Consider the following 11,509-nt stretch of genomic DNA (forward strand, 5'->3'; position numbering starts at 1 on the left):
AAAAGGGGCTTTTTGTTGCGCAAGGTAGCTCTATTTTTGTGTGCTTAATCGCGTTAGCATGAGGTAGCACTCATTTATCCCGGGGACCCCATGGCCATCAAACTCATTGCAATCGATATGGACGGCACGCTGCTGCTGCCAGACCACACTATCTCTCCTGCCGTTAAAAATGCGATCGCCGCCGCACGCGAAAAAGGCGTGAACGTGGTGCTCACCACCGGACGCCCGTATGCCGGGGTGCACAGTTACCTGAAAGAGCTGCACATGAACCAGCCTGGTGATTACTGCATCACCTATAACGGCGCGCTGGTGCAAAAGGCAGCCGATGGCAGCACGGTGGCGCAAACTGCACTGAGCTATGATGACTATCGGTTCCTGGAAAAACTCTCCCGCGACGTGGGCTCTCACTTCCACGCGCTCGATCGCAATACGCTTTACACCGCCAACCGCGATATCAGCTACTACACGGTGCACGAGTCCTACGTTGCAACCATTCCACTGGTGTTCTGTGAAGCGGAGAAAATGGATCCGGCAACCCAGTTCCTGAAAGTGATGATGATTGATGAACCTGCGGTTCTCGACAAAGCCATTTCACGCATTCCGGCTGAGGTAAAAGAGAAATACACCGTGCTGAAAAGTGCGCCGTACTTCCTCGAAATCCTCGATAAACGCGTCAATAAAGGCACGGGCGTCAAATCGCTTGCCGATGCGCTGGGCATCAAGCCTGAGGAGATCATGGCGCTGGGCGACCAGGAAAACGATATTGCGATGATCGAATATGCTGGCATGGGCGTGGCGATGGATAACGCCATCCCGTCGGTAAAAGAAGTGGCGAACTTCGTGACCAAATCTAACCTGGAAGACGGCGTTGCCTGGGCGATCGAGAAATTTGTCCTCTCCTAGCAGCTGTCTGTAATCATCAGCCTCGGTTATCTACCGGGGCTTTTTTTGGCCCTGAATTTATCGGATTGTTCTTTTTGTGATCTTGATTGTAGTACAACATTAATTGATTGTACTACATTGTCACCACGGCAAAGACGAAAGGCCTCACGTTTGTACTGCAAAAGTGAGGCGAAATTCAGCGGTCGCGGTAAAGTAGTGATGGACTTACAGAGCACAAGGACTCTCCATGACACTCAATAAAACCGATCGCATTGTCATCACGCTGGGCACTCAGATTGTGGGTGGCAAATACGTTCCCGGTTCGCCGCTGCCAGCAGAGGCGGAACTGTGCGAGGAGTTTGAAACCTCGCGCAACATCATCCGGGAAGTGTTCCGCTCGCTGATGGCGAAGCGGCTGATTGAAATGAAGCGCTATCGCGGCGCGTTTGTGGCGCCGCGTAACCAGTGGAACTACCTCGATACCGATGTTCTGCAATGGGTACTGGAAAACGACTACGACCCACGGCTTATCGGCGCGATGAGCGAAGTCCGAAATCTGGTGGAACCGGCCATTGCCCGCTGGGCGGCTGAGCGCGCAACGTCAGGTGACCTGGCACAGATTGAGTCGGCTTTAAACGACATGATCGCCAATAACCAGAATCGGGAGGCGTTCAACGAAGCGGACATTCGTTACCACGAAGCGGTATTGCAGTCGGTGCATAACCCGGTTTTACAGCAGCTTAGCGTGGCGATCAGCTCACTACAGCGAGCAGTATTTGAACGTACCTGGATGGGCGATGAGGCCAACATGCCGAAAACGCTTCAGGAACATAAAGCGCTGTTCGATGCGATACGGCATCAGGACGGCGATGCGGCAGAGCAGGCGGCGCTGACCATGATCGCCAGCTCGACACGAAGGTTGAAGGAAATCACATGACATCACGCTACATCGCAATTGACTGGGGATCGACCAATCTGCGCGCCTGGCTCTACCAGGGTGAGCAGTGCCTGGAAAGCAGGCAATCAGAAGCAGGTGTGACGCGCCTGAACGGTAAATCCCCAGCAGCGGTGTTAGCAGAGGTGACACAAAACTGGCGCGACGGTACTACGCCAGTGGTGATGGCCGGAATGGTCGGCAGTAACGTAGGCTGGAAGGTTGCGCCTTATCTGTCGGTTCCGGTGTATTTCACTGCCGTTGGCGAGCAGTTAACGTCCGTTGGCGACAATGTCTGGATTATCCCCGGTTTATGCGTCTCTCGCGACGATAACCATAACGTGATGCGCGGTGAAGAGACGCAACTGCTCGGGGCGCGCACGCTTTCTCCTTCTTCTGTCTACGTCATGCCCGGGACGCACTGCAAATGGGTCCAGGCGGATGCTGAGCAAATTCATGACTTTCGCACCGTAATGACCGGCGAATTGCACCACTTGCTGCTTAAGCACTCGCTGGTGGGGGCCGGTTTGCCGGAGCAGACCCCTTCGCCGGAAGCGTTTGCCGCCGGGCTGGAGCGCGGGATCGCATCCCCTGCCGTTTTGCCGCAACTTTTTGAGGTTCGCGCCTCGCACGTGCTGGGAAATCTTCCGCGCGAACAGGTCAGCGAATTTCTGTCCGGCCTGCTGATTGGCGCAGAGGTCGCCACCCTGAGCGACGCGTTCGCCGGGCAGCAGGCCATCACGCTCGTCGCGGGTTCATCGCTGACGTCTCGTTACCGCCAGGCGTTCCACGCTATCGGACGGGATGTTGCTGCGGTGGAAGGCGACACGGCATTTCAGGCAGGCATAAGGAGCATCGCTCATGCAGTGGCAAACTGAACTTCCCCTGATCGCGATTTTGCGCGGTATCACGCCCGGTGAGGCCTTAGCGCACGTTGGCGCGGTGATCGACGCCGGGTTCGACGCGGTGGAAATCCCGCTCAACTCCCCGGAGTGGGAAAAAAGCATTCCGGCAATTGTGAAGGCGTTTGGTGATAAGGCGCTGGTTGGCGCTGGTACCGTATTACAGCCGGAGCAGGTGGATGAACTGGCGAAGATGGGCTGCAAGCTTATCGTCACACCGAATATCAACCCCGAGGTGATCCGCCGGGCGGTGGAGTACGGCATGACCGTTTGCCCGGGTTGCGCCACGGCTACAGAAGCCTTTGCCGCCCTCGATGCAGGCGCACAGTCTCTCAAAATTTTCCCGTCGTCGGCCTTTGGTCCGGATTACATCAAAGCGCTGAAAGCGGTCTTACCCGCCAGCGTGCCGGTCTTTGCCGTGGGCGGCGTCACGCCGGAAAACCTGGTGCAGTGGATAAAAGCGGGCTGTGTGGGCGCCGGGCTGGGCAGCGATCTCTATCGTGCCGGACAGCCCGTTGAGCGTACCGCACAGCAGGCGGCAGCATTTGTGAAAGCGTATCGAGAGGCAGTGCAATGAAAATAACCAAACTCACCACGTACCGTTTACCCCCGCGTTGGATGTTCCTGAAAATCGAAACCGACGAAGGCGTGGTTGGCTGGGGCGAGCCGGTGATTGAAGGCCGTGCGCGCACCGTTGAAGCCGCGGTTCACGAGCTGGGCGAATACCTGATTGGCCAGGATCCGGCGCGCATCAACGACCTGTGGCAGGTCATGTACCGGGCGGGATTTTACCGTGGCGGTCCGATCCTGATGAGCGCCATCGCCGGTATTGATCAGGCGCTGTGGGATATCAAAGGCAAAGTGCTGAATGCCCCGGTCTGGCAATTAATGGGCGGCCTGGCGCGCGATAAAATCAAAGCCTACAGCTGGGTGGGCGGTGACCGCCCTGCGGAAGTGATCGACGGTATCCGGCAACTGCGCAACATCGGTTTTGACACCTTCAAACTCAACGGCTGCGAAGAGATGGGCGTTATCGACAACTCGCGCGCGGTAGACCGGGCGGTGAATACCGTGGCGCAAATCCGCGAGGCTTTCGGCAACGAGATTGAGTTTGGCCTGGATTTCCACGGCCGCGTTAGCGCGCCAATGGCCAAAGTGCTGATTAAAGAGCTGGAGCCGTATCGCCCGCTGTTTATCGAAGAGCCGGTGCTGGCCGAGCAGGCGGAATACTATCCAAAACTGGCTGAACAGACCCATATTCCTATCGCCGCGGGTGAGCGTATGTTCTCGCGCTTCGAGTTCAAACGCGTGCTGGAAGCGGGCGGCATTGCGATCCTGCAACCGGACCTCTCCCACGCGGGTGGCATCACCGAATGCTACAAAATTGCCGGAATGGCAGAAGCCTACGATGTGGCGCTGGCCCCGCACTGTCCGCTTGGGCCAATTGCGCTTGCGGCCTGTCTGCACGTCGACTTCGTCTCGCGCAATGCGGTGTTCCAGGAACAAAGCATGGGCATTCACTATAACAAGGGCGCGGAGCTGCTCGACTTTGTGAAAAACAAGGAAGACTTCAGCATGGAAGGCGGTTTCTTTAAACCGTTAACGAAGCCGGGCCTTGGCGTGGAGATCGACGAAGCCAAAGTCATTGAGCTGAGTAAAAGTGCGCCGGACTGGCGTAACCCACTGTGGCGTCATGAAGACGGTTCCGTAGCCGAGTGGTAAATGCGCGTCATACTTCGCGCTGGTGATGCGTTGGCTGCGTTTTCTTACCCCGGTCACATACTTTTGTATGCTCCCGGGGATGCGAAAACTTGCCGCCTTCCCCCAGCACGAATTATTTAGCGTATTCCGTTTACGTTTTTAATTAAAAAAACCAAATACACCCTCTGTAAATTACAGGGCATGGTGAGCGGCTTCGCTATGCCCAAAATCTGGAGACAGATTGCGATGGATATTCCAGTTACTGCTGCAAAAACCGGGCGTCGTCGTTACCTGACGCTGATCATGATCTTTATTACCGTGGTCATCTGTTATGTCGACCGCGCCAACCTTGCCGTGGCATCGGCTCATATTCAGGAAGAGTTTGGCATCACCAAAGCGGAAATGGGCTACGTCTTCTCGGCGTTTGCCTGGCTGTATACGCTCTGCCAGATCCCGGGCGGCTGGTTCCTTGACCGCGTGGGGTCGCGTCTGACCTACTTTATCGCTATTTTTGGCTGGTCCGTGGCGACCCTGTTCCAGGGCTTCGCCACCGGGCTGATGTCACTGATTGGCCTGCGCGCCATCACCGGGGTGTTTGAAGCGCCCGCGTTTCCGACCAACAACCGCATGGTGACCAGCTGGTTCCCGGAACACGAACGCGCTTCCGCTGTTGGTTTTTACACCTCCGGGCAGTTTGTTGGCCTGGCATTTCTGACGCCGCTGTTAATCTGGATCCAGGAGCTACTGAGCTGGCACTGGGTGTTCATCGTCACCGGCGGGATCGGAATTATCTGGTCGTTAATCTGGTTTAAGGTTTATCAGCCGCCGCGCCTGACCAAAAGCATCACCAAAGCCGAACTGGACTACATCCGCGACGGCGGTGGCCTGGTGGACGGCGATGCGCCCGTGAAAAAAGAGGCGCGCCAGCCGCTGACCAGAGCGGACTGGAAGCTGGTCTTCCACCGTAAGCTGGTGGGCGTATATCTGGGCCAGTTCGCGGTGACTTCCACGCTGTGGTTCTTCCTCACCTGGTTCCCGAACTATCTGACCCAGGAAAAAGGGATTACCGCGCTAAAGGCGGGCTTTATGACCACCGTACCCTTCCTTGCGGCGTTTTTCGGCGTCCTGCTCTCGGGCTGGCTGGCGGACAAACTGGTGAAAAAAGGCTTCTCACTGGGCGTTGCGCGTAAAACGCCTATTATCTGCGGCCTGCTGATCTCTACCTGCATCATGGGAGCGAACTACACCAACGATCCGGTGTGGATCATGACCTTGATGGCGGTAGCGTTCTTCGGGAACGGTTTTGCCTCCATCACCTGGTCGCTGGTGTCGTCGCTGGCGCCGATGCGTCTGATTGGCCTGACCGGCGGCGTGTTTAACTTCGTTGGCGGCCTGGGCGGGATCACCGTGCCGCTGGTCATCGGTTACCTGGCGCAGGACTACGGCTTTGGTCCGGCGCTGGTGTATATCTCTGCCGTGGCGCTGATCGGGGCGCTCTCCTATATCCTGCTGGTCGGCGACGTGAAACGAGTAGGCTAATCCCTTCGGATGTTTTACCCTGATGCGATAACCGCGCATCAGGGTATTTTCATGAAACAAATCACCTTCGCTTCCCGCAACCACCAGCTCACCAACATCAACACCTGGACGCCAGACAGCCAGTGGCTTGTCTATGATGTCCGCCCGTCCGGCGCGTCGTTTACCGGTGAAACCATTGAGCGGGTCAATGTTAGTACGGGCGAGGTTGAGGCGATCTACCGTGCGACTGACGGCGCGCATGTTGGCGTGGTAACCGTTCATCCGGCGCAGGACAAATATGTTTTTATCCACGGCCCGAAAAACCCGGATGCAGACTGGCAGTATGATTTTCACCATCGTCAGGGGGTGATTGCGCACAATGGTCAGGTGAGCAATCTTGATGCGATGGATATCACCGCGCCTTACACGGCAGGTGCGCTGCGTGGCGGCACCCACGTTCACGTTTTTAGCCCGAACGGGCAGTTCGTCAGCTTTACCTATAACGACCATGTGCTGCACGCGCGCGATCCGCAGCTGGATTTGCGTAACGTCGGGGTGGCGGCGCCTTGTGGTCCGGTAAACCCACAGGGGAACCATCCGCGGGAATATGCCGGAACCTTCTGGAGCGTACTGGTAAGCCGGACAACGCCGAACCCGAAACCGGGCAGCGATGAGATCAACCGCGCCTATGAAGAGGGCTGGGTGGGCAACGACAGGCTGGCGTTTATCGGCGATACGGTGTCTGCGAAAGGCGAGAAAGTGCCCGAACTGTTTATTGTCGATCTTCCCAAAGACGAGCAGGGCTGGAAACGAGCGGGCGATGCGCCGTTGCAGGGAACGCCGGATACAATGCCCGCGCCGCCTGCGGGCGTCATGCAACGCCGCCTTACCTTCACCCATCAGAAGGCGTATCCGGGGCTGGTGAACGTGCCGCGCCACTGGGTGCGCAGCAATCCACAGGGGACGCAGGTCGCGTTTTTAATGCGGGACGATAACGGCGTTGTGCAGCTGTGGCTTATCTCCCCTGAGGGCGGCGAGCCGCGCCAGCTGACCCACACTGAGCGTGATATTCAGTCGGCTTTTAACTGGCATCCTTCTGGCCGCGCACTTGGGTTTGTGCTCGAAAGCCGCATTGCCTGCTGCGATGCGCAGACCGGTGAGGTGACGTTTTTGACCTCCGATCATGGCAATCCGCCGTCTGCTGACGCTGTGGTGTTTTCCCCGGACGGACGATTTATTACATGGATGGAAGAGAAGGACGGTTTCCGCCAGCTGTGGCTAACGGAAACCGCACAGAATTAGCGTGGAGGCATCGCTGCGGGCGGGATGACGGAGTTGGTTGCCAGCGTCTCCTGCTCGCTTTTCTCAACGCGCGAACGCACTGAGCTGTCGGTGCGGAACATATCCCACGGCAGCAAAAGCGTATCGGCAACCGCCGTAAACGGCATATCAAGAATCGCCAGAGATTTGGTACCCCAGTTTGTCTCATCATCAGAGATCATTGCGGCACTGGCGCGCGTCCCCGGATATGTTCCTTCTTTACCGCCGGTGTGCGACATCACGCTCGAACACCCGCAAAGTAAAACAACCCCGCTGAACGTCGCCAGCTTAATCAGAACATTTCTCATCATCACTCAGTCATCATTAGTAGCACGGCATTGACCTGCAACTCAGGGTTATAGCGAGGCGCGTCCAAAATGGATAGCTCCAAACTCCCGCACTGTGGTCGCCATCGCAATTTAACCCTTTGTGCTGTGCCCCTGAGTCTATGCGACAACCAGCAAAGTGCAAAAAAATCTCACATCAACAGGCTTGAAAAGGCCGTATCCATACCCATTTTAAGAATGTAACCCGATAACGGACACGCCTGATGGGTGTTCGGGGAAGCAGAAGCCTGTCCATGGTGGAAGGCTACATTTTCTCGCTGATTTCAGGAGCATTTATCTATGCGTAATTTCGATCTCTCTCCGCTATACCGTTCTGCCATTGGTTTTGATCGTCTGTTCAACCACTTAGAAAACAACCAGAGCCAGAGCAACGGCTATCCTCCTTACAACGTTGAACTGGTTGACGAAAACCACTATCGCATTGCGATTGCTGTTGCCGGTTTCGCAGAGAGCGAACTGGAGATCACCGCGCAGGACAATCTGCTGGTGGTGAAAGGCTCCCATGCGGGCGAGCAGAAAGAACGAACCTACCTCTACCAGGGTATCGCAGAGCGTAACTTTGAACGCAAGTTCCAGCTGGCTGAGAACATCCACGTCAAGGGCGCGAACCTGGTGAACGGCCTGCTGTTTATCGAACTGGAACGTGTGATTCCGGAAGAGAAAAAACCGCGTCGTATCGAAATCAATTAATTAAGCGGGTCGCGGCTGCGGCCCACCTGAAATTGCTTGCCGTAAAGGGAGCATATGCGAATCCGCAAGGGTTTGCAGGTACAACTGTGCACAAAATTAAACTGTGCCGAACTCGCTTCTCAGAAGGAGATTTAGTATGCGTAACTATGATTTTTCCCCTCTGCTGCGTCAGTGGATCGGTTTTGACAAACTGGCTAACGCGCTGCAAAGCGCAACCGAACAGCAGACCTTTCCGCCGTACAACATCGAAAAAAGCGATGATAACCACTACCGCATCACGCTTGCGCTGGCCGGGTTCCGCCAGGAAGATCTCGACATCCAGCTTGAGGGTGCGCGCCTGACCGTGAAAGGGTCACCGGAAAAACCAGACACCGAGACCAAATGGCTGCATCAGGGGCTTGTCACTCAGCCGTTTAGCCTGAGCTTTACTCTGGCAGACCATATGGAAGTTTCTGGCGCGACGTTCACTAACGGGCTGCTGAACATTGACCTCACCCGTAACGTGCCGGAAGCCATTGCGCCTCAGCGCATCGCCATTAGCGAACGCCCGGCGTTGAATAGCTAATCGTGTGCGGGCTGGTGCCCTCACCCCGACCCTCTCCCTGTAGGAGAGGATGCAAACATTAAAAACGGTCACCTTCGGGTGACCGTTTTGCGTTTACCTTCGGCTTTTTTGTGCGCCATCGCCCATACAACCGCCGCCAGCTCTGAGAGAATCCTTATCATAACTAAGGTTATACACAGGATGTGGAACATGAGTGATATCGCGTTAACCGTCAGCGTGTTGGCCCTTGTCGCGGTAGTGGGGCTATGGCTGGGGAATATCAAAATCCGCGGCGTCGGGTTTGGGATTGGCGGGGTGCTGTTCGGCGGGATTTTTGTCGGCCATTTTGCCGACCAGCTTGGGTGGGTGCTCAGCGCCGATATGCTGCATTTCATCCAGGAGTTCGGCCTGATCCTCTTTGTGTATACCATCGGTATTCAGGTGGGGCCGGGCTTCTTCGCTTCCCTGCGCGTCTCCGGTTTACGCCTTAATCTCTTTGCCTTCGGCATTGTTGTGATGGGTGGGCTGGTCACCGCAATCCTGCATAAACTCTTCGCTATTCCGCTGCCCGTCGTGCTGGGCATCTTCTCCGGTGCCGTCACGAATACGCCCGCGCTCGGGGCGGGCCAGCAAATTCTGCGCGATCTGGGTATCCCTGCTGATGTCGTCGATCAGATGGGGATGAGCTACGCCATGGCCTATCCGTTTGGCATTTGCGGTATTTTGCTCTCGATGTGGCTGGTGCGCGTGCTGTTCCGCGTTAACGTTGGACAGGAGGCAAAAGAGCATGAAAGCACGCTGACCAACGGCCATGCGCTCATTAAAACCATCAACATTCGCGTCGAAAACCCTAATCTGAACAATATGGCGATTCAGGATGTTCCCATTCTGAACAGCGCGACCATTATCTGTTCCCGCCTGAAACGTGATGACACGCTGATGGTGCCTTCACCGGATACCCTTATTCAGCACGGCGATCTCCTGCATCTGGTAGGGCAACCGGCGGATTTAAACAATGCCCGGCTGGTGATCGGTCAGGAGGTGGATACCTCACTCTCAACCCGTGGAACGGACATGCGCGTGGAGCGCGTGGTAGTGACCAATGAGAAGGTTCTGGGCAAGAAAATACGCGATTTGCAGGTTAAAGAGCGTTATGACGTGGTGATCTCCCGGCTTAACCGCGCCGGTGTCGAGCTGGTGGCCAGCCAGGATGCCAGCCTGCAATTCGGTGATATTCTCAACCTCGTCGGGCGTCCTTCATCTATTGATGCCGTAGCGGACATGGTGGGCAACGCCCAGCAAAAACTCCAGCAGGTGCAGATGCTGCCGGTCTTTATCGGCGTCGGGCTTGGCGTCATGCTTGGCTCCATCCCCCTGTATGTGCCCGGCTTCCCGGTAGCACTGAAGCTGGGTCTGGCAGGCGGGCCGCTCATTATGGCGCTTATCCTCGGGCGTATCGGCTCCATCGGTAAGCTCTACTGGTTTATGCCGCCGAGCGCTAACCTGGCGCTGCGGGAGTTGGGCATCGTGCTGTTTCTGGCGGTGGTGGGGCTGAAATCCGGCGGCGATTTTGTCGATACTCTGGTGAACGGCGAAGGGATGAGCTGGGTAGGATACGGCATATTTATTACCGCTATCCCACTGATAACTGTCGGATTATTGGCGCGTATGTTCGCTAAAATGAACTATCTCACGCTGTGCGGCATGCTGGCCGGTTCCATGACCGATCCGCCCGCGCTGGCGTTCGCCAATAACCTGCACGCCACCAGCGGCGCGGCGGCGTTATCCTACGCCACGGTTTATCCGCTGGTGATGTTTCTGCGCATCATCACCCCGCAGCTACTGGCGGTGCTATTCTGGGGGATGGGCTAATAAGTCTTCCGGGTGGATACGCCGCAGATGGTAGTCCACCTGGTAATCGCTTGTGTTCCGGAACATCACGGAATAATTGAGGAACTCGCCGCTGTCGCTGTAGGAAAGGGAGGTGATGCGCAGCAGCGGCGTCTGTTCCGGCACATTCATATAACCGGCCAGCTGTTTATCTGCCAGCACCGGCGTCAGGCTCTCGTAGTTGCCGCTGATGGTGATCCCACACTCCTTCTCGATGTAATCAAACTTAGACCCTTCGAGATGCGCCAGGGAAAGATTGCGGAACAGCTTCACCGGCATAAAGCTGTCCTCCAGCATCAGCGGTTTTCCGTCCACGTAACGCACCCGCCTTGAAAAATAGATCCGCTCATCAACCTGAATCCGCAGCTGGCTGGCGATGGCGGGCGGCGCGGGCATCACTTCAAACTGCAACACCTTGCTTTGCACTTCTTTCCCCTGCTGGCGCAATACCTCCACCAGCCCAGTCAGGTTAGTCGTTTCATGATGAACGTCTTTGCGCGCCACGAACGTCCCGCTACCGTGTCGACGTTCAACCAGCCCCCAGCTTACCAGCAGATCCAGCGCTTTGCGGACGGTCATCCGGGCTACGCCAAACTCCTTTGCCAGCGCTTTTTCTCCGGGTAACGGACTGCCAATGTTGTAGTCCGAAGAATTCAGCCGCAGCCGTAGCCGATCGGCAATTGATTTGTAGATCACCAGTAGACCTCTCTGCGCACATCATGGCGTGGAATACGTCTTAACTTGTCCATGTTTAGTTTAAAAAGTAGACCTGATTGGTCAA

Annotated in this window: 12 protein-coding genes and 1 other annotated feature; of the genes, 10 read left to right on the forward strand and 2 right to left on the reverse strand. The window is 56.2% G+C overall.

Going from position 1 to position 11,509, the window contains the following annotated elements:
* Positions 1 to 90 precede the first annotated feature (90 nt).
* The 7 genes from yidA (at position 91) to ACOTXD_RS17275 (ending at position 7,239) form a co-directional block, all read left to right on the forward strand.
* On the forward strand, positions 91 to 903 hold the full coding sequence (gene yidA, locus ACOTXD_RS17245) for a sugar-phosphatase (protein ID WP_023295661.1): 813 nt from the start codon (positions 91 to 93) through the stop codon (positions 901 to 903).
* Positions 904 to 1,129: 226 nt separating this feature from the next.
* Positions 1,130 to 1,819 (forward strand): D-galactonate utilization transcriptional regulator DgoR, encoded by a 690-nt coding sequence (gene dgoR / locus ACOTXD_RS17250; RefSeq protein WP_003861109.1) that lies wholly within the window; start codon positions 1,130 to 1,132, stop codon positions 1,817 to 1,819.
* On the forward strand, positions 1,816 to 2,694 hold the full coding sequence (locus tag ACOTXD_RS17255) for a 2-dehydro-3-deoxygalactonokinase (RefSeq protein WP_048243370.1): 879 nt from the start codon (positions 1,816 to 1,818) through the stop codon (positions 2,692 to 2,694). The genes dgoR and ACOTXD_RS17255 overlap by 4 nt, the downstream gene beginning before the upstream one ends.
* Complete coding sequence (locus tag ACOTXD_RS17260) at positions 2,678 to 3,295, forward strand: 2-dehydro-3-deoxy-6-phosphogalactonate aldolase (RefSeq protein ID WP_048243368.1); 618 nt, start codon at positions 2,678 to 2,680, stop codon at positions 3,293 to 3,295. Before ACOTXD_RS17255 ends, ACOTXD_RS17260 begins: the two co-directional genes overlap by 17 nt.
* Positions 3,292 to 4,440: a galactonate dehydratase gene (gene dgoD / locus ACOTXD_RS17265; protein ID WP_048209830.1), complete on the forward strand. Its 1,149-nt coding sequence runs from the start codon at positions 3,292 to 3,294 to the stop codon at positions 4,438 to 4,440. The genes ACOTXD_RS17260 and dgoD overlap by 4 nt, the downstream gene beginning before the upstream one ends.
* A gap of 180 nt (positions 4,441 to 4,620) precedes the next feature.
* On the forward strand, positions 4,621 to 5,958 hold the full coding sequence (locus ACOTXD_RS17270; protein WP_015570129.1) for an MFS transporter: 1,338 nt from the start codon (positions 4,621 to 4,623) through the stop codon (positions 5,956 to 5,958).
* Positions 5,959 to 6,009: 51 nt separating this feature from the next.
* Positions 6,010 to 7,239 carry a DUF3748 domain-containing protein gene (locus tag ACOTXD_RS17275; RefSeq protein ID WP_072203066.1) on the forward strand — a complete coding sequence of 410 codons (1,230 nt, stop codon included), beginning with the start codon at positions 6,010 to 6,012 and terminating at the stop codon, positions 7,237 to 7,239.
* On the opposite strand, the gene ACOTXD_RS17280 is transcribed toward ACOTXD_RS17275, so the two are convergent.
* On the reverse strand, positions 7,236 to 7,568 hold the full coding sequence (locus ACOTXD_RS17280) for a YceK/YidQ family lipoprotein (protein WP_003861096.1): 333 nt from the start codon (positions 7,566 to 7,568) through the stop codon (positions 7,236 to 7,238). The genes ACOTXD_RS17275 and ACOTXD_RS17280 overlap by 4 nt on opposite strands.
* 247 nt (positions 7,569 to 7,815) lie before the next feature.
* Positions 7,816 to 7,890 (forward strand) — a sequence feature (ROSE (Repression Of Heat Shock gene Expression) occurs in the 5'-region of heat shock genes and acts as an RNA thermometer to modulate expression.).
* Here ACOTXD_RS17280 and ibpA point away from each other — a divergent pair.
* The 3 genes from ibpA to ACOTXD_RS17295 all read left to right on the forward strand — a co-directional run bounded on the left by ibpA (position 7,884) and on the right by ACOTXD_RS17295 (position 10,710).
* Positions 7,884 to 8,294: a small heat shock chaperone IbpA gene (gene ibpA / locus ACOTXD_RS17285; RefSeq protein ID WP_003861094.1), complete on the forward strand. Its 411-nt coding sequence runs from the start codon at positions 7,884 to 7,886 to the stop codon at positions 8,292 to 8,294. Its footprint overlaps the feature before it by 7 nt.
* Before the next feature lie 136 nt (positions 8,295 to 8,430).
* Positions 8,431 to 8,859, forward strand: a complete 429-nt coding sequence (gene ibpB / locus ACOTXD_RS17290) for a small heat shock chaperone IbpB (protein ID WP_003861091.1) — start codon at positions 8,431 to 8,433, stop codon at positions 8,857 to 8,859.
* Positions 8,860 to 9,048: 189 nt separating this feature from the next.
* Complete coding sequence (locus ACOTXD_RS17295) at positions 9,049 to 10,710, forward strand: putative transporter (RefSeq protein ID WP_022650090.1); 1,662 nt, start codon at positions 9,049 to 9,051, stop codon at positions 10,708 to 10,710.
* On the opposite strand, the gene ACOTXD_RS17300 is transcribed toward ACOTXD_RS17295, so the two are convergent.
* The gene (locus ACOTXD_RS17300; RefSeq protein WP_003861087.1) at positions 10,690 to 11,424 is read right to left on the reverse strand and encodes a GntR family transcriptional regulator; all 735 of its coding nucleotides are present in this window, start codon (positions 11,422 to 11,424) and stop codon (positions 10,690 to 10,692) included. The two genes, ACOTXD_RS17295 and ACOTXD_RS17300, sit on opposite strands and share 21 nt — an antisense overlap.
* Positions 11,425 to 11,509: the final 85 nt, after the last annotated feature.

Source organism: Enterobacter cloacae complex sp. CDL013 (assembly GCF_049238805.1).
Lineage (GTDB): Bacteria > Pseudomonadota > Gammaproteobacteria > Enterobacterales > Enterobacteriaceae > Enterobacter > Enterobacter hormaechei_C.